This is a genomic window from Haloplanus natans DSM 17983 (genome assembly GCF_000427685.1).
GTDB lineage: Archaea > Halobacteriota > Halobacteria > Halobacteriales > Haloferacaceae > Haloplanus > Haloplanus natans.
This window is the reverse complement of record NZ_KE386573.1, coordinates 2,871,892-2,889,055: the sequence shown is the minus strand read 5'-3', so window position 1 is coordinate 2,889,055 and position 17,164 is coordinate 2,871,892. Positions and strand designations below refer to the sequence as shown.

Below are 17,164 nucleotides of genomic sequence, written 5' to 3'. Positions count from 1 at the left end.
CGTGTTACGCGCCTCCTTCGCCGGGTCGTCCTACGTCGGGGTGTTCGCGCGGGCGACGAACGACTGTCTGCTCGTGCGCCCCGACGCCGACGAAGACACCGTCGCCGCCATGGCATCGGAACTCGACATCGACGCCGTGCCGACGACGGTCGGTGGCTCCGGCACCGTCGGCGCCCTCGCGGCCGGCAACGAGACCGGCCTGCTCGTCTCCGGCCGGGCGACCGGCCGCGAGATAGACGCCATCGAGGAGGCGACGGACCTGCCCGTGACCGAACTTCCCGGTCGCATCAACGCCGCCGGCAACGTCGTTCTCGCGAACGATTACGGCGCGTACGTCCACCCGGACCTGAGCCGGGAGGCCGTTCGGGCCGTCAAATCGGCGCTCGACGTGCCCGTCGAGCGCGGTGACCTCGCCGACGTGCGCACTGTCGGCACCGCCGCTGTCGCGACCAACGAGGGCGTCCTCTGTCACCCGAAAGCACGGGAACCGGAGTTGGAGGCCATCGAGGACGTACTCGACGTGCGCGCCGACATCGGCACCGTCAACTACGGCGCGCCGCTGGTCGGCTCCGGCCTCGTCGCCAACGATTCGGGCTACGTCGTTGGGACCGACACCACCGGCCCGGAACTGGGTCGCATCGAGGAGACGCTCGGCTACATCGAGTAGGAAGATACTTCCCGCTTCCTCACGACCCTCCAATACATGAGTCAGTACGTCGTCAGCGGGCGCTTTCAGGATCGACTCGGTCACCGGGACTTCGAAAAGACGATCGACGCACCCAACGAGAACGTCGCGCGCGAGCACACGCTCTCACAGCTCGGCAGCGAGCACGGCCTCAAGCGCACGCAGGTCGAGATCAGCGAGGTGAGCGCGGCATGATGGGTGGCGGCGGTCAGCAGCAACTTCAGCAGCTCTCCCAGGAACTCGAAGCGATCGACGAGGAGATCGAAGAGCTGGAAAGCGAAATCGAGGGGCTCCGGACCCGTCAGAGCGAGATCGACGAGGCCATCGAGGCCATCGAGACGCTCGACAGCGGCTCCACGGTGCAGGTCCCGCTCGGCGGCGGCGCGTACCTCCGCGCGGAAATCCAGGACATCGACGAGGTGATCGTCGACCTCGGTGGCGGCTACGCGGCCGAACAGGAGCAGGACGGTGCCGTCGACGCGCTCGAACGCAAGAAGGGCGTCCTCGACGACCGGATCGAAGACGTGCAGGACGAAATCTCCGAACTCGAAGCCGAGAGCAGCGAGATCGAACAGCAGGCCCAGCAGATGCAACAGCAGATGCAGCAACAGCAGATGCAGCAGCTCCAGCAACAGCAAGAGCAGGGCGACGAGTAGCGAACGCCGATGTTCGACGGACTGAAAGAGAAGCTAGACAGTTTCCGGAGCGACGTGGAGGAGAGTGCCGACGCCGCCGAGATGGAGTCCGAGGCCGACGCGGTCGAATCGGAATCGGAATCGGAATCGGACCCCGACCCCGACTCGACCGCCGAGGCGGAACCCGAAGCCGAAGCCACGGCGGACGCCGACGGCTCGGACGACTCCGGACCCGGTCGCCTCCAGCGGGCCAAGGCCTTCGCCACCGGCAAAGTCGTCCTCGAGGAGGAAGACCTCGAAGATCCGCTCTGGAACCTCGAGATGGCCCTGCTGGAGAGCGACGTGGAGATGGGAGTCGCCGAGGCCATCCTCGACGACCTTCGCGAGAGTCTGATCGGCGAGACCAAATCCCAGATGGCGAGCACCGGCGACCTCGTCGCCGACGCCCTCCGGGATGCCCTGCTCGACGTGATCAGCGTCGGCCAGTTCGATTTCGAGGCCCGTATCGCCGAGGCGGACAAGCCCGTCACCATCGTCTTCACCGGCGTCAACGGCGTCGGCAAGACGACGACCATCGCGAAGATGGCCCGGTATCTGGAGGAGCGGGGCTACTCCTCGGTGCTCGCCAACGGTGATACCTACCGCGCGGGCGCGAACGAGCAGATCCGTGAACACGCCGAGGCGCTCGGCAAGCGGCTGATCGCTCACGAACAGGGCGGCGATCCCGCGGCCGTCATCTACGACGGCGTGGAGTACGCCGAGGCCAACGACGTGGATGTCGTCCTCGGCGACACCGCCGGCCGCCTGCACACGTCGAGCGACCTCATGGCGCAGTTGGAGAAGATCGACCGCGTCGTCGATCCCGACCTCACCATCTTCGTCGACGAGGCGGTCGCGGGTCAGGACGCCGTCGAACGCGCCAAGCAGTTCGACGACGCCGCCGAAATCGACGGCGCGGTGCTGACGAAAGCCGACGCCGACTCGCAGGGCGGCGCCGCCATCTCCGTCGCCTACGTGACCGGCAAGCCAGTCCTCTTTCTCGGCACCGGACAGGGGTACGACGACCTCGATCGGTTCGACCCCGAGGAACTGGTCGCCGACCTCGTCGGGTAGGCGACATCCCTACCCGTCTGCCCGCTCAATCACTCCCTATGAGCACCGTCCTCGGCGTTGCGTGTGCCGGTGGCGTCGTCCTCGCGGGCGACCGCGTGGCGGTGTATCGAGGACAGGTTCGCAGCCGGTCCCGCCGACACGTCTTCGACTTCGGCCGCGCCGGCGCCGCCGTCGTGGCCGCGGACGTGGACGGCTTCGCCGACCGACTCGCCGGCGACGTGCGTGCCTACCGTACCGAACGCGGCGATCTGGGAATCGACCCGTTCACCCGCCTGGCGAGCGACCTCGCCGACGAGTTCGACGCGTCGGTCGTCCTCGCCGCCGCCGACGGCGGGCCGTGTCTCCGAGCCGTCACCGCCAACGGTGGCGTCGCTACCGACGACGTGGCGGCGTTCGGAAGCGGCACGTCGGTGGTCCTGGGTGCCCTCGAAGCGGGCCACGACCCCGACGCGACCCTCGACGAGGCGACGACGCTCGCCCGCGACGCGCTCTCGGCGGCCGCCGAACGCGACGCCGGGACGGGGACCGAGTTCGACGTGTACCGACTCCCGGCGTGACTCGGACGGGTCGTCGCCGACACGCGATCCGCACTGCAACGGTCCCGACACTACGGGAGGTCCAGCGCGTCCGCGAGATCCGTCCCGAGGGCGTCTCGGATGATTTCGAACCGAATGGCGTCCATCCCATCGTCTCCTCGTCGTGCGGTCCCTATCGGCTCGGGCACGATATCGGAGGACTCGAGCGACGACCCACCGTCGAACTCTTCGGTCTCCGGTTCACGTTCGACCGTTCGCCGGTACGCCTCGATGTCCAGCGTGGTCCGCAGGTCCTCGGCGACCGCCCGCCGAAACTGCCGTTTTCCGGTCGGATCGAAGTCGCCCAGCGACGATAACTCCACGGCCGTATTCGCCCACCACCTGTGGCTCGGACTCATCCCTCTACTTCCGCCAGATACCGGTCGATGATGTCGCTTTTGTGGTGGTGGTCGTGGAGGTGTTCGCGTAGATGGTTCCGAGTCTTGCATTCGTGTTCACAGATGGGGCAGACGAACGACCCTTCCATGTGGGTTGTTGTCGTGCCACGGCAAAAGGCTCTCCATCGGGGCCATCAGAGCTATCCGCGCCGACGGCCAACGTTGAGATATGGGCTCGGGGGACGACGAGCGACCGCCTTCGGGGACGAGTAGCGGGAGCGACGACGAGGGGGTGTCGGCCGCCACCGGTGCGTTCCCGTCGCTGGACCGTGGTACTGCCGTCCTGCTCGGCGGTCTCGTCGTGGCGTTGCTCGTGGCCGTCGCTATCGGTGCGAGCGGTGGTGGAACCTCTGCGGCGGCGGGGGCCGATAGTGTGTCGACGGCGACGCCGACGCCGGCGACGACGGGCACGGAGGCGGCGGCCGAATCCCCGCCGACGATCACCATGCAGGTTCGGTCCATCGAGTCGTGTAGCACCCGCTGTCGTGAGGTGACGGTCGCGCTGACCAACGGCGGCTCGGCGCCCGCCCGCGATGTGTCCGTCACGACGCGGATTACGACCGACGGTAGTCTCGTCTGGCAAGGCCGGTCCGACGTGGGCCGTCTCGTTGCGGGGGAGACGGTGATGCGGACGCGCACCGTCGACGTGGGCTACCTCGACGCGGCGCGCATCGAGGCCAACGACGGCGTCGTCCGGATCGAGACGACGGTCCGCACCGCGAACGGGACGCGCGTCTTCACCGAACGCCGCGACGTATCGTGATCGCCCCGCCGTGTTCCGAAATCCTTTTGACTACTATCCCCCTCGTCAGAACTGCGCCGCCTTAGCTCAGACTGGGAGAGCACTCGACTGAAGATCGAGCTGTCCCCCGTTCAAATCGGGGAGGCGGCATATTCCAAGACCGCGAGCGTAGCGAGCGGTCACGGAAACGACGCCGAACCGATTTGAGCAGACGAGTCGCAGCCCGGAACGGCGAGCGAAGCGAGCCGCATGCCCGGACCGTCTCGGTGAGTTCAAATCGGGGAGGCGGCACACTCCCACTTTTTATTTCGTCGGGTGTCCTCGGCCACCTCCGGCGGCCTGCGGGCACCACTCCTCGTAAAAACTTGGGGAAAAACGACCCGGACGCTCCCTCCGGTCGCGTCCGGTGAAACCGCGCCTCGCTCCGCTCGGCGCGGTATTTGGTCTTCTCATGTCCAGCGACGGAACGCCCACGCGTGGAACCGCTTCGCCCCAACCATCCGGTCACGAATATCGGTCAGGTTCCCGAACGTGATATGCGTACACCCGTGGTCGCGGGCTTCTTCGAGGATTTGGTTTGAGGCACGGTGGAGTTCGTCTTGCATCCAGCGGTGTTCGCGGTCGTTCATCGACTGAATCGACAGGTGCGCCGACCGCGTTCCCGCCTGTTGCATCGACCCGCGAGTCTTCTCGAACTCTCGGCGTTGATGGTTCATCTCGTCGGCGTTCCCGATGAACGCGTCTGTGGAAGTCACGGCGAGCGAGCCGTCCACGTTCAGGTCAACACCAAGGACTGTTCTGTGCGTGGCGTCGGACGAGGAAGTCGTGGATTGCTCTTGTTCATCCGTGGTTCGGCGCATTCGGGCGTGGAGGTAGAACGACTCTGTTTGGCGGTCGTACTGTAACGTGGACATTCTGAACTCGTAGTCCTCGTTCAGCAGGTACTCACCAATCGGTGTCCTCTCTGCGTCATCGGGAAGCACGTAGTCGCACTCGATGCGACCGTTCACTGTGGAAAGGGAAACGTGGTCGCGGTAGAACGTCGCACTCCGTTTGTCGTACACGACGCTCCACGCATCGAAGTGCGGTTGGCTGGTGTTGTCTTCTTTCTGGAGTCGGGCGACACCGCTTTTTGTGGCCTCATAGCACGCCGAATCCCTTTCTGGACGAGGTTTGCCGTCAACTCCGTCTCGTTGCGGAGTTGGTCGTAAAGGGCGTTCTCGGCTTTTTGTTTCGAGGTTACACAGTAGTCGTTCGGGTGTCTCCACGCCCACGCTGCGGTGGTGTTCGCGCAGTGGAGAAACTGGTCTTTCGTCCGATGGAGGTCGTCGCACCGCTCTGTGGGTACGTCGAGTTTGACCTTGACGGTGCGAATCACGTCCTCCACCCGTATTTCACATATCGTATTTTCTCTTTATGATTTCAACGACTGGCGTGGGGGAGTCGGGTTGCTATCGCTCGTGGTTTGTTCCGAGCCTTGTCGGATTCCGCCCACGGCTAAAGCCGTGGGCTTCCTCCTCGATTCTGTGTGAGTCGATGAATTCGGCCGGTTCGTGCGCGACGGGTGTCGCGCAGTCGTTCACTTGCAGATGGACTGGTCCGAGGCCGTCGTGCGTATCGTCTTGATGCCAGCCGACCAGCAGACTTCGGTCTGGCTCGATCCAGTTGAACCAGTAGTACTCGTGGGGCTCCCGAGTCTGCAGTTGAAATCCGATTTCGACTCGTGCGGCCGTCACTGGGTACTCGTCGTCATCGAGCCGTGGGTTCACGTCGGCAACGACCCGGTACGGGCCAGCTTCACGTGGCTCAGCACGTCGCCGCCGAACGCTCTCGAACTCACCGCCGAGTCGGTTCTGGATGCGGTCGGGGAGCCGCTTGCTCTGCAAATTTGCCCGATTAGCGAGGAAACCGACCATTAGGCGAGTGTCGAGGGGGAGTCAGTCCACGGTGACGGGAGTTCCACGACGTCATCGTACAGTTGGAGGGCGTGCTTCACGAGCCCGAGTTCCGTGTTGATCGCCTCCCACGTGGCGATCACGTTGCGACGCTCGCGACGCTCCTCAGCCGAGAACTCCTCGTCAGCGAGTTCTCCTCGGAACTCGCCGAGCGAACTCACGTCGTACGCCGTCGCCAGCTCTTCCTGTTCCTCCTTCAGCTCCGTGAGCTGGCTCTCCAGTTCGTCGCGCGAGTGGGCTTCGATCAGGTCCGTCACTTCATCGAAGAGCATCCGCACGGGATTCAGGTCGTAGGCTTTCGTCCCGTCGACTGTCGTTTCGGTGACCCAGTCATCACTCCGCAGTCGCTGGAGTTCATCGTCGGCCGTTGGGCGCGAGACATCTGCTCGGTCGGCGATCTCCTGCACCGGCGTTGGCTCGTCCAGCAACTCGACGACGTGCCGGACACGCTCACGCCCGCTCAGACTATCCATCGACGAGTTCCGACACTTCGTCGATGTAGGTTTGACGGACTCGTCTATTCGACATACCCTGTGAACGGAGCGAGCAGGTAACGCCACGCCGTCGAGCCGACTCGGTCCAGTCGGTCGCAGCCGAACGACCCATTCGATGTGATATGAGCCTGTAACGAAAAATCCATAATTATGATATACACTGAAAATTTATACTTTTGAACTACCGTGTGTAGATCAGTCGATGTGGAAGCCGGCCGCTGCAGTTGAGGGTAGCGGATCGTCGAAGAAGCATAGTATTCGGATTTAGAGTGCTTAAATCGCCAAAAATGCAATATCGAATATCCGAAATGCCGTCCGATGTGGCCGTGGTATCACGACAGTCGGCGCATTCTCGGGCGCTGTACACACCTTTGTCGATCCCGGTGATTCTGATCGAAGTGTATGCCGTTTATCGCCGGAAAATAGAATCTAAATGGGCTAATACGCAACTTCTCTGCGTGGATTTTACGATACTGCTGGCCTCGGGATATATTTACCAAAAATACTATAAGACGATTTAAATACCAAAATAAAAATAATTAGTGCGGGTGTGACCGCTCGGCTCCACCGGTTTCACCTCGGCCGAGCGCTCCCATCTTCGTAACAGACATAATGTTGTTAGAAATTTTGTGGCGTCGTCCACCCTCGCGTGTTCGCTCGCCGGTTCAGTACTCCTGAATTTTCAGTTCGATCATGTTCGCCGCGTCGGAGACGAGTCGGGCGAGTTCCTCCTCGAAGTAGTCGCCCTGAAAGCGACTCGCCGGCCCGGCGATACTGACGGTCGGATTAACCTTGGCATCGATTCTACCAGACGGCAAGGGCTTGAAGCCACGTTTCTACGGTCGTCGGCTCTACGTGGTTGAACGTATTTGAAAACAAAACTGTTTGGCCTTTCACTTCTCTAAATATACGTTCGGCGGTATTCCGATTGCCATGGAATTCGTGTCTGCAATCGAGGCCGTGTCGGTCGAGGGCAGTTTGGAGCCACTGAGCATCGTCGACGAGAAACACGGTGGTTTCGACATCGTGTTTCTCGCGTAATTCACTCGGGAAGATTTCGGTTAGGACGGTCGTATACGTGCTAAGAAGCCGGATATGAAGGAATGCGTTCGTTTCAGGATCGACGGCAGCATACAGCCAATACTGCTGTCCGTTGATTCGAATCACGGTTTCGTCGAGTGCAACGTGATCCGGACTCGCACCGCCTTCGGGCTGTAGGTCGGCCTTCTGCACCCGGCTGTGGACGGCCGCTCGAGAGCGTTCGACACCCAACCTTTCAAGAATCGAGGTAGTATTCGAAAGTGATAGTCCTGCCACGTGCATCCGAATACCGAGCCGGATCGCGAACTCGGGTGTCAGCTGACGCTTCACAAACTCTAATTCGATCCAGTCGCTACCGTCGCTGAGGCGTGTGATTTCGTGCATGGACAACTTAGAAATCAGCACGCCCCACTCTCTACGCTCAACTTTACGCGACCAAGCAGTTGCGGGTATGTACACGGTGCTCGTACCACTCGACAGCAGTAGAGAGCGTGAACGAACGCAGATATCCGCGCTGATCGACCTCCCCGTCGACAGGGACGAGGTTGAAGTCGTGCTCACACACGTCCTGACGGGCGAGGAGGAACGAGCACCGAAGGAGATGCAACGCCCGGAACGGGTCGCCCTCGTCAAGGAGGCACGGGAGCGGTTGGACGACGAGGGGTTCTCGGTCACCGTCCGGAGTGCGCACTCCCCGCCCGAGGAAGGCATCGTGGATCTGGCGGAGCGAGCCAACGTCGACCACATCGTTCTCGGTGGACGCAAGCGCTCCCCCGCGGGCAAGGCGCTGTTCGGAAGCGTCACGCAGGGTGTCATCCTCAACACGGATCTGCCGGTGACGGTGACCGGCGGAGCCTCGGAGAGCCGGTAACCCAACCCCGTCTGGAGAAAGGATATGCAAGAACTGGACGAAACCGATGTCATCATCCTCCAACTACTGTCGGAAGATGCACGCCGCACGTACAACGAAATCTCGTCGGCGGTCGATCTCTCCCCCCCAGCCGTCTCGGATCGCATCAACCGGCTCAAAGAGCAGGGGGTTATCCGCCGGTTCACCATCGACATCGACTACGAACTGGTCGGCGGGGGAACGAACGTACTGATGATTCTCGACGCCGTTCCGAACCGTGTCGCCGAACTCCAGGCGGCACTGGAGACGAGCGAGAACGTCGACCAGTATTTCGTCTCCGCCGACTCCTCGCTGTACGTGTTCGGCAAACTCCCGCGGGACACTCCACACAAGTGGATCGCCGAAACCCTCGGTAGCGAGCGACTACGCGACATCCGAATAAAGATCGTCACCAACACGGGTCGCACCCCGAGCGTCCACGACCGATGGACAGAGGAGGACGCAGGCCGACGGAGCTCTTCCGGATTTCGGTAGCCGAGGTGTCGGACCCGGCCGATCGCCGTGTGGCGCCGCCGTGGCTCATACGGATTATTGTAACTGTTTACCGGTGGTTCGCCGGGACGGCCCGGCGAACCACCGGCAATGACTTACAATAAACCGTATCAGAACGGGAAGAGGTCGCCGTCGATCCCGTCGCGCTCTATGAGTTCGATCTCGTGTTCGTCGCCGTCTTTCGTGAACGCGTACATATCGTCACACGAGGCCGGATCGCGGTAGTCCGGCGCTTCGCGTTTCAACAGCGTCTCCCAGTCGTCGTGGAGGTCGTCGACCCGGACACAGAGATGTCCCCACGCGTCGCCGTGTTCGTACGTGCGCCCGTCGTAGTTGTAGGTGAGTTCGACCGCCATCGCCTCTTCGGGGGCCCCCGCGGGCTTCATGAAGTAGTTGGCGAAGGTGTCGGCCTCCCAGCGCCCGGTCCCTTCGTACTCGAACTTCCGACCCCAGAAACCGATCGCCGCGTCGGCGTCCTCGACGCGGATCATCGTGTGATCGAGGCTCCACCGTGCGCCGTGGTCGCGTTCGACCAACTCCACCTCGTGTCCGTCGGGATCTTTCACGAACGCGTACCCCCCGCCACAGGAGTCGGGGTCGCGGTAGTCCTCGACGCCCCCGTCCATCAGTTCCTCGTAGGCCTCGTAGACGTCCTCGACGCGCACCGCGATGTGTCCCCACGCGTCGCCGAACTTGGGCGTCTCGCCCTCGTTGTGCGTGAGTTCGAGCATCGCCCCGTCCTCGTGCATACCCTCCGGCCCGAGGTAGACGATGGTGAACCCGTCCCCCTCGAAGCGGTCTTTCTCCTCGTACGCCAGATGTGTCCGGTACCAGTCGAGCGACGCCTCTAGGTCGCCCACCCGCATCATCGTGTGGTCGAGAATGTAACTCATACAGGGAACTATGCAGGTGCTAGCTCAAAAAAGACTCCCATTCGACACGGCCGGCCGTGGGTCGGTCCGTTCGGTCGAGAACCGATCACGCCGAGGGTCGGCGGATCGACGCCGCACGAAGTCGTTCACGTGGTCGGGCTCTACCGGCCTCTACAAATATCAGATAATACTCTGTTCAAAAGAAGTGTATCGAAACAGAAAACTCGACGGGCATCCGATCTGCTCGTCACTGTTCCAGCGGCGGTCGATGATTTTCGAACGATAGACGGAGTTTCGTGGTGGTTCTCGTATTGATACGGCCGGCGTCGACCGACGGATGTGACGAATCCCAACTCGACCGGCGTTCGACCGCCGTTCACCGTCCGAAACGTCGCTTTTCGAGCGCCTACGATACAGAATAGCGGGTTTTCCGCCGACTCCGCTGCCGATCGACAGTACACAAATATGTAGGAAATAAAAAATACATTTATTTCTTATATATGTTCGATACTCACGCGTTCACCGTCGCCTGCGCCGCCGCCAGCCACCCGGGGTCTTCGACTGCCGTCGATCCGACCGTCGTCAGCGAGTACTCCCACTCGCCGCTCACCGTCCGGCCTTCCGCGGTTCGACCGGTGAACGACCACGACTCGTATCGCGAGAGGCCGTCCGCGTCGACGAGGACGACGTAGTGGAAGTCGGTGATTTCGGCGGTGCCGGGCGCGCCGCCCGTCGCCGCGGAGCCGGCTTGGATCAACTGCGAATCGGCTTCGGAGAGTTCGTAGCGGGTGACGGTCACGCCGTCGAAGCGCTCGGTGCCGCGCTTTGTCATGTCCTCGTTCGCGCCGTAGGCGCGAGCCTGCGAGAGCGCGATGGCGGTGCCGACCACGTCCGCGGTGCCGGGGTAGGCGGCGTACGAGGGCGCGTCCGCCGGGCCCGTGCGGAGGTAGATCGTCCCGTCGGCGACGAACTGCTCGGTGGTGCCGTCGGGTTGGCCGTCGCGGAACGACGACGTACTCGCAAGCGAGCGTTCGCCACGCAGGTCGGCGTAGTACTTCTGGTGCACCTCGGTTCGGGCTCCGCTCGCGTCGACGCCGGCGTACTGCCACGTGACCGTGAAGCTCCCGGCGTCACGTAGCGCCGCCTCCGGATCGGTCAGCTCCGGACCGTCGGCGGGAGTGCCGCCACCGAGACAGCCGGCCGTCAGCATCAGTACGGCGACACCCAGCGTGACCAAACGATTCCACTGCATGACACTCGGACGCTGGCTGACAGCATAAGGTTAGCCGGTCGGAACGCGCCGTTCAGTGCCGGTAACGGCGAAAACACTTAACATCTCTCCGAGTGTCAAGCTGTTTGAGGTATCATATGCCCAATCCAAACTTCCCCGGCGAGTTAGGTAGTATTCCCTACGGGACGATCATCGGCGGGCCACTCAACGCGGCCGTCGAGGCGAACGCCGACGCGTCGATGACGGCCGCGAAGTTCATCCAGGACGTCGGCTTCCAGGACGCGGCCGACGACTGGGAGTCGTCGCGGAAGCCGGTGTACGTGACGTTTTCGTACAAGAAGACGGTCATCGACGACGAATCGGGCGCCGAGTCGACAAAGGAGTTCGAGATGCGGGTGCCGCTCCTGTTGCTGGTCAACATTCCGTACTTCGAAGTCAGCCGGGTCACCGTCGATTTCAACGTCAAACTGAACTCCGTCCAGACGTACGCGACGTCGAGCAAGTTCGATATCGACAGCGAGGTCAAGGGCAAACAGGGCTGGTTCACGGGCAACGTCAAGTGGAAGGTGAGTGCGAGTTACCAGAAACAGAAGAGCCAGTCCCAGAAGATCGAGCGGACCTACGACCAGAGCGTCCACGTCGAGGCGGAGAGCGTCGAACCGCCGACGGGCGTCACCAGAGTGTTCGACGTTCTGGAAGAGACGATCACCGAAACGGAGACGACCGAGTCGTCGCCGAGTCCGTAGGTGAAGCGTGACGGGACTCGACGATCTGGAGAACCTGCCGCTCTCGGTCCTCTTTTCCGGGCCGCTGGTGGCGGCTATCGACGCCAGCATTCAGTCTCAGTCCGAGACGATCGAGATGCTGCTGGAAACCGGGTTCGATTCGGACGGCGACCTGGTCACGGTGACGTTCGGCTACACGACGACCGAGGTCGACCCGGAGACCGGACGGGAGCGACGCGTCAGCAAGGAGATCGACGTTCCCCTCCTGTTGTTCCTCTCGTTGCCGAACCTACAGGTCAGCAAGATCGAGGAGGAGTTCTCCGCGCGGATCACGGAGACCGAAGGGACCGATCGATCGACGAAACTGGGTCGCGTCTCGGCGCCCCGCCGTCTGAACGTCAAACCGGCCGGCCAGTCGACGACGCTCGACCGGACGACGAAAGCACAGTTCGACATGAACATCCGGATGGTCGCCGAACTCGAGAACGGATCGACCGGCATGGAGATGTTGGAACGGGCGGCGAACAACGCCGTCTTCGAACGGGTCGACGAGAAGCGAACCGAACGCCTCGAGAAGCGTCGTCGGGCGTCGTCGATCACGCCGGAACGGGTGCACGAAGCCGAGTCGGACAACCGCGATGACTGAACTCACCGAGTTCCTCGCGTCGCTGTACGACTCGTTCTCCGAGGCGGAGATGCAGGCACTCCAGCACGGACACCAGCGACTGGCGGAGCTTCTGGAATCGGGGACCGTCCCCGACGACGTCGCCGTCCCAGTCTACCACGCGAGCGAGGTGGAAATCACCCTCGACGTGGGGTTGGTCGCCGAGGAGACGAAACGCGGAACCGAGGTGTTCGTGACCGACGCCGGCGAGGCGGACGCCTCGCAACTCACCTTCACCGTCGATCTGCTCGAACTCCTCGAACGGGGGGACCTCGACGACCTGGACGGACTCGTCCCGACCGACGACGGTCCGTCGAAGGCACGCGAGCGCGTGGACGAGGACGCCTCGACGGTCGTGGACGAATCGATCGACGCCGTCGAGGACATCGACCCGGAGCATCGGGCGGCGCTCGAAGCCGTGGGCATCGAACGGCTGACGGATCTCGTCGATCGATCGCCGACGGAGCTCTCCGCGGCCGTCGAGCGCGAAGGCGTCGACGTGTCACCGGAGACGACGGCGGCCTGGCTCGACGAAGCCCGTGGGTTGATCGCGCTCCTGTCGGCGGACGACGAGGCGCTTCCGGTCGAACTCGTCGACGGGATCGGTCCCGTGTTCGGGACCCGGCTCCGGGACGCGGGGATCACGGCGCTCTCGTCGCTGGTCGAGCGCTCACCCGAGGAGATAGCCGAGGCGACGACTTCCGAGTCGGTGAGCGTCTCGTCCGAGCGTGCGGAGCGATGGATCGACGAAGCAAGCACCAAACTCCGGGCTCTCGAGGACGCAGCGGCGATGCGTCCCGGGACCGAGGCCGACGAATCGAGCGACGAACCCGACACGACGGAAGAGGAGACATGACCGACGAACCACTGACCCAGTATTTCGATCAGCTCACGAACGCGGAGCGAGAACGGCTCGAAGAACGGCTGGAGCGCTACCGGCCACAGCTCGAAGCACAGGGGTACGACGCGACTATCGCGGAAGGCCAGAACGGCTTCTTCGCTGGCGTCCTCGTTATCGACGAGGCGAACGGGCGGTTCGGATTCCTCGAATCCAGCGGGAGCATCACGTGGATCACCGGCGATCTCGGCGGTATCGGCGCGCTCGGCTCGGCCGTCGCGCAGAATCCCAGCGACGAACTCGACGGGGCGTTCGATGGCTCGGAACACGTCGACATCGAGTGATCGCCCCTCGGCCGGCTCCCAACGTCGACGGTCACTCCGTCCGTCGCCGGCGTGCCCGCCCATCGGGGCGTCCGACATCCGAAGGCCCCTCGAGACTGAAACGCGAATCTAAGCCTTTGATGGATTTATGCGCCCACCGGGTGTACGTGGAACTGCCGACGCCTTCCGGACGACCTCCCCGTGTGCCGGTGGCGTCGGTCCCCGCAGCGTCTCCCCGACCGACGTTCCGTCCGGCCCCACCCGTCTCCCCGACCGGGTGTGGGTCGGCTGCTGCCGCTTTTCCAGCCTACCGCTCCCGGCGAGCCTGTATCTCCACGACGTCCCGGCGCGAGCCGACGACGGCGTCACCGACGATGGTCCGTTTGAGCGCCGCGGTCGCCGCGCCGTCGCGCAACGCCTCCCGTACGCCGGCGCCGCGGTGTCGTCCCGACAGAAAGCCACCGACGAACGCGTCGTGGACGCCCGCAGGGTCCCGCGTGTCGGCTTCGTACGGCGGTACTTCGTAGATCGACTCGCCTTCCAGCCCGACGACCGCGTGGGTCGGGTCCTCGCGGGTGACGACCACCGTCTCGCAGTCGTACCGCGTCCGGAGGCTGTGGCCCGTCGGCACCACGTCGCCGTCGAGGCCGTACACCGCCTCGGCGTCCGTCTCGTCGACGATCAACACGTCCACGTCGTCGAGCAGGCGGTCGTACAGTTCACGGGCCGTCGCGGCGTCGAGCCCCGTCGCCCCGAACCGCGTGTCGAACGCGCACGTCGCCCCCGCGTCGCTCGCCACCGACAGGAGCCACTCCGTCGTCTCCAAGAGCGTCTCCGAGCGGGCGGGCGTCGCGCCGCCGACGAACACCGTCTCGGCGTCGCGGAGCACGCCGAGTGGCACGTCGTCTTCGGTCATCGTCGTCACCGCGGCGTCGTCGCGGTCCGTAACGGTCGTCGCCCCGGCGGTCCCGCCGCGCTCGACGAACGCGGTCGACAGCCGGCCGTCGTCGGCGTCGGTCCACACCACGCCCGTCCGGACGCCGTGCCGGCGCAGGTCGCCGACCACCCGCCGCCCGAGCGCCGTGTCGGGGAGTTTCGACAGCCAGACGGCGTCGAGCCCCATCGTCGCCGCCGCGGCCGCGACGTTGCTCTCCGGACCGCCCACGTGGGCCGCGAACGTCCCCGCCGTCTCGATGCGTTCGCCACGTGGCGGCGAGAACCGGAGGGTGGCTTCGCCGACGGTTACCAGATCGGTCACGAGCGCATTTCGGCAGAGTGGCGCAAAAAGATGTGCCCGCTCGACGCGCCGCGTCTCGCCGCCGACGCGGCTCACTCCGCCCGCCGCCCGGCGTGCCCCGGATAATCGCGTTCGAACCGATCCTCGATCTCCACGCGATCGAACGCGACGACGACCGGCCGCCCGTGCGGGCAGGCGAAGGGGTTCTCACAGTCGTCGAGGGCGCCGAGTAAGTCGACCACCGATCCCTCCGTCAGCGACGTGTTGCCCGTAATGGAGGGATAGCACGCCAGATCCGCGAGGAGGGCGTCGGCCACGGCGTCGACCGTCTCGCCCGCCGATCCGTCCGCAAAGCCCGTCAGCGCATCGCGCAGGAGCGACGGGTCGAGCGCCGAATCGAACACCGTCGGCACCGTCCGCACCTCGACGGTCCGGTCGGCGACCCGGTCGGCGTGAAAGCCCAACGCCGCCAGCGCGTCGCGGTAGGTCGCGAACAGCTCCGACTCCCGCCCCGTGAGTTCGAGTTCGACCGGCTCGGCGAGCGCCTGCGTCGGCGTTTCGCCGCTCAGCTTCCCCTGGAGCCGTTCGTAGTTGATCCGTTCGTCCGCCGCGTGCTGGTCGATCAGGACCAGGCCATCCGGCGTCTCCGCGACGACGTACGTCTCGTCGAACTGGCCGAGGACGCGCATCGCGGGCAAGCGGTCGAACTCGCGGTCCGGCGTCGCCGTCTCGCCGTCGAGGGTCCGTTGGTCGGTGGGCGCGACGGCGCCGCCGCACCAGTCCCGGTCCGTATCGTCGGTCGCCGGATGCGCGGTCACGCCCTCGTCGGCAACTGCCCGATCGTTCGTTCTCGCGCTCGCGTCGCCGGCGTCCCGACGCGAATCCGACTCGTCCGTCAACGGCGGTGCAGACCCCGTTGTGTCCGATTTCGCGGCCGAGTCGGCCGTCCGCGCCGCCCCGGTCACGTCGTCGAGTGTCGACGTGTGTGTCCGCGCCGTCTCGCCGTCGGCGTCCGGCGTCTCCGAATCCGTCGTCGTCCCGTCATCACGCCCCGACGCGTCGGCCGATGGCGCGTCGTCGGTCGGCGTGGCCGCCTCGTCGTCCGCCTCGGCGGCCTCGCCGCCCGCCACCTCCCGTGCCGGCGACTCGGGGTCGATCTCCGTCTCCGCGGGTGCGGACCGTCCCCGCGGCGCCGACGAGCGGACGAGTCCCTCCGCTAACAACGCCTCGCGCACTGCCGTCTCCACCGCGTCGGCGACGGCGTCTTCTTGCTCCCACCTGACTTCCATCTTTCGGGGATGGACGTTGACGTCGACTTCGTCCGGCGGCACCTCGACGAAGAGGACGGCGAAGGGGAAGCGATCCGGCGCGAGTTGGCCACCGTAGGCCGAAAGCACCGCCTCGCGGAGCGTCCCAGCGGTGACGTAGCGGCCGTTGACGAACGTCGAGAGGTACTCCCGGCCGGCCCGCGTCGTCTCGGGATGGCTCACCACCCCCGACACCGCGGTAACGGAGCCACTCTCGGGTTCGGCGTCGATGCTCACCATCGCCGACGCGACTTCCCGGCCGTAGACGGCAAGCACCGTCGATTCGAGGTCGCCGCTACCCTCCGTCGAGAACACCTCGCGTCCGTCGTGTTCGAGCGTCGTCGCCACGTCCGGGTTGGCGAGGGCGTACTGCGTCACCACGCGGTTGACGTGGTCGAACTCCGTCGCCTCGGTTTTGAGGAACTTCCGTCGCGCCGGCGTGTTGTAAAACAGGTCCGCCACCTCGACGGCGGTTCCGGGCGGACAGCCCGACGGTTCGATGTCGCCTGCGTTGCCCCCCTCAACCGTGAGTTCGTGTCCGCGCCCGCCCGCGCGGGGTCGGGAGCGGATCGTCAGCCGCGAGACGGCGCCGATGGTGTGGAGCGCCTCGCCCCGGAAGCCGAGGGTACCCACGGCTTCGAGGTCGTCGCCGTCGCTGATCTTGCTCGTCGTGTGTTCTTCGACCGCGCGTTCGAGGTCCGCGGCTGTCATCCCGACGCCGTCGTCGCGGACGCGCACACCTTCGACGCCACCGCCCTCGACGGCGACGGTCACCCGCGAGGCGTCGGCGTCGAGGCTGTTTTCGAGCAGTTCCTTCACGACGCTAGCGGGGCGCTCGACCACCTCGCCGGCGGCGATTCGGCGCACCGTCGCGTCGTCGAGCGCGTGGATGGTCGGCGTCTCGCTCACGGGGGCACGACGGTCGGC

At 64.6% G+C, this 17,164-nt stretch carries 22 protein-coding genes, 1 tRNA gene and 1 pseudogene; 14 read left to right on the top strand and 10 right to left on the bottom strand.

The genetic code is table 11. The features are described 5' to 3' along the window. Position 1: 1 nt before the first annotated feature. The 5 genes from HALNA_RS16950 to HALNA_RS16930 are packed head-to-tail and all read left to right on the top strand — an operon-like array spanning position 2 to position 2,990. A complete protein-coding gene (locus HALNA_RS16950) occupies positions 2-667 on the top strand; it encodes a translation initiation factor IF-6 (RefSeq protein ID WP_049937520.1) in 666 nt (221 codons plus the stop codon). A 36-nt stretch (positions 668-703) separates the two neighbouring features. Continuing rightward, positions 704-880, top strand: coding sequence for a 50S ribosomal protein L18Ae (rpl18a, locus tag HALNA_RS16945; protein WP_049937519.1), 177 nt, complete (start codon positions 704-706; stop codon positions 878-880). Further along, positions 880-1,341, top strand: coding sequence for a prefoldin subunit alpha (pfdA, locus tag HALNA_RS16940; RefSeq protein ID WP_049937518.1), 462 nt, complete (start codon positions 880-882; stop codon positions 1,339-1,341). Before rpl18a ends, pfdA begins: the two co-directional genes overlap by 1 nt. A gap of 9 nt (positions 1,342-1,350) precedes the next feature. After that, positions 1,351-2,433, top strand: a complete 1,083-nt coding sequence (gene ftsY, locus HALNA_RS16935; RefSeq protein WP_049937517.1) for a signal recognition particle-docking protein FtsY — start codon at positions 1,351-1,353, stop codon at positions 2,431-2,433. Positions 2,434-2,471: 38 nt separating this feature from the next. Beyond that, entirely contained in the window at positions 2,472-2,990 is a 519-nt protein-coding gene (locus HALNA_RS16930; RefSeq protein ID WP_049937516.1) for an Ntn hydrolase family protein, read from the top strand. Between the two features lie 50 nt (positions 2,991-3,040). Here the strand turns inward: HALNA_RS16930 and HALNA_RS16925 are convergent, their stop codons facing one another. Then, positions 3,041-3,331, bottom strand: coding sequence for a hypothetical protein (locus HALNA_RS16925; RefSeq protein WP_049937515.1), 291 nt, complete (start codon positions 3,329-3,331; stop codon positions 3,041-3,043). A 32-nt stretch (positions 3,332-3,363) separates the two neighbouring features. Then, a complete protein-coding gene (locus HALNA_RS21415; protein ID WP_281172121.1) occupies positions 3,364-3,495 on the bottom strand; it encodes a hypothetical protein in 132 nt (43 codons plus the stop codon). 80 nt (positions 3,496-3,575) lie between these two features. On the opposite strand from HALNA_RS21415, the gene HALNA_RS16920 reads away from it, so the two are divergent. Both HALNA_RS16920 and HALNA_RS16915 read left to right on the top strand, forming a co-directional pair. Beyond that, entirely contained in the window at positions 3,576-4,169 is a 594-nt protein-coding gene (locus HALNA_RS16920; protein ID WP_049937514.1) for a hypothetical protein, read from the top strand. 55 nt (positions 4,170-4,224) lie between these two features. Beyond that, a tRNA-Phe gene (locus HALNA_RS16915) sits at positions 4,225-4,298 on the top strand. A gap of 277 nt (positions 4,299-4,575) precedes the next feature. Here the strand turns inward: HALNA_RS16915 and HALNA_RS16910 are convergent. Beyond that, positions 4,576-5,535 (bottom strand): annotated as a pseudogene (locus HALNA_RS16910) (RNA-guided endonuclease TnpB family protein); the annotation flags it as partial. A 202-nt stretch (positions 5,536-5,737) separates the two neighbouring features. On the opposite strand from HALNA_RS16910, the gene HALNA_RS20935 reads away from it, so the two are divergent. After that, positions 5,738-6,067, top strand: a complete 330-nt coding sequence (locus HALNA_RS20935) for a hypothetical protein (RefSeq protein ID WP_049937513.1) — start codon at positions 5,738-5,740, stop codon at positions 6,065-6,067. On the opposite strand, the gene HALNA_RS20930 is transcribed toward HALNA_RS20935, so the two are convergent. From HALNA_RS20930 to HALNA_RS19500, 3 genes are all read right to left on the bottom strand, one after another. After that, complete coding sequence (locus tag HALNA_RS20930; protein WP_211226035.1) at positions 6,064-6,576, bottom strand: winged helix-turn-helix domain-containing protein; 513 nt, start codon at positions 6,574-6,576, stop codon at positions 6,064-6,066. The two genes, HALNA_RS20935 and HALNA_RS20930, sit on opposite strands and share 4 nt — an antisense overlap. A 686-nt stretch (positions 6,577-7,262) precedes the next feature. Then, on the bottom strand, positions 7,263-7,415 hold the full coding sequence (locus HALNA_RS20300) for an IclR family transcriptional regulator C-terminal domain-containing protein (RefSeq protein ID WP_157573604.1): 153 nt from the start codon (positions 7,413-7,415) through the stop codon (positions 7,263-7,265). After that, entirely contained in the window at positions 7,402-8,022 is a 621-nt protein-coding gene (locus HALNA_RS19500; protein ID WP_084510172.1) for an IS6 family transposase, read from the bottom strand. The genes HALNA_RS20300 and HALNA_RS19500 overlap by 14 nt, the downstream gene beginning before the upstream one ends. Before the next feature lie 67 nt (positions 8,023-8,089). Here HALNA_RS19500 and HALNA_RS16895 point away from each other — a divergent pair, with 67 nt between their 5' ends. Continuing rightward, positions 8,090-8,509 (top strand): universal stress protein, encoded by a 420-nt coding sequence (locus tag HALNA_RS16895; protein ID WP_049937512.1) that lies wholly within the window; start codon positions 8,090-8,092, stop codon positions 8,507-8,509. A gap of 24 nt (positions 8,510-8,533) precedes the next feature. Then, entirely contained in the window at positions 8,534-9,022 is a 489-nt protein-coding gene (locus HALNA_RS16890) for an Lrp/AsnC family transcriptional regulator (protein ID WP_049937511.1), read from the top strand. Positions 9,023-9,150: 128 nt separating this feature from the next. On the opposite strand, the gene HALNA_RS16885 is transcribed toward HALNA_RS16890, so the two are convergent. After that, positions 9,151-9,933, bottom strand: coding sequence for a VOC family protein (locus HALNA_RS16885; protein WP_049937510.1), 783 nt, complete (start codon positions 9,931-9,933; stop codon positions 9,151-9,153). 490 nt (positions 9,934-10,423) lie between these two features. Further along, the gene (locus HALNA_RS16880; protein WP_049937509.1) at positions 10,424-11,164 is read right to left on the bottom strand and encodes a DUF7537 family lipoprotein; all 741 of its coding nucleotides are present in this window, start codon (positions 11,162-11,164) and stop codon (positions 10,424-10,426) included. Positions 11,165-11,280: 116 nt separating this feature from the next. Between HALNA_RS16880 and HALNA_RS16875 the strand changes: the two genes are divergently transcribed. The 4 genes from HALNA_RS16875 to HALNA_RS16860 are packed head-to-tail and all read left to right on the top strand — an operon-like array spanning position 11,281 to position 13,714. Further along, a complete protein-coding gene (locus tag HALNA_RS16875) occupies positions 11,281-11,889 on the top strand; it encodes a DUF2589 domain-containing protein (protein ID WP_049937508.1) in 609 nt (202 codons plus the stop codon). Between the two features lie 7 nt (positions 11,890-11,896). Beyond that, on the top strand, positions 11,897-12,514 hold the full coding sequence (locus HALNA_RS16870; RefSeq protein ID WP_049937507.1) for a DUF2589 domain-containing protein: 618 nt from the start codon (positions 11,897-11,899) through the stop codon (positions 12,512-12,514). After that, a complete protein-coding gene (locus HALNA_RS16865) occupies positions 12,507-13,388 on the top strand; it encodes a helix-hairpin-helix domain-containing protein (protein WP_049937506.1) in 882 nt (293 codons plus the stop codon). The genes HALNA_RS16870 and HALNA_RS16865 overlap by 8 nt, the downstream gene beginning before the upstream one ends. Beyond that, the gene (locus HALNA_RS16860; RefSeq protein WP_049937505.1) at positions 13,385-13,714 is read left to right on the top strand and encodes a hypothetical protein; all 330 of its coding nucleotides are present in this window, start codon (positions 13,385-13,387) and stop codon (positions 13,712-13,714) included. Before HALNA_RS16865 ends, HALNA_RS16860 begins: the two co-directional genes overlap by 4 nt. 286 nt (positions 13,715-14,000) lie before the next feature. Here the strand turns inward: HALNA_RS16860 and HALNA_RS16855 are convergent, their stop codons facing one another. After that, positions 14,001-14,951: a sugar kinase gene (locus HALNA_RS16855; protein WP_049937504.1), complete on the bottom strand. Its 951-nt coding sequence runs from the start codon at positions 14,949-14,951 to the stop codon at positions 14,001-14,003. 71 nt (positions 14,952-15,022) lie between these two features. Continuing rightward, complete coding sequence (gene mutL, locus HALNA_RS16850; RefSeq protein ID WP_049937503.1) at positions 15,023-17,146, bottom strand: DNA mismatch repair endonuclease MutL; 2,124 nt, start codon at positions 17,144-17,146, stop codon at positions 15,023-15,025. Positions 17,147-17,164: the final 18 nt, after the last annotated feature.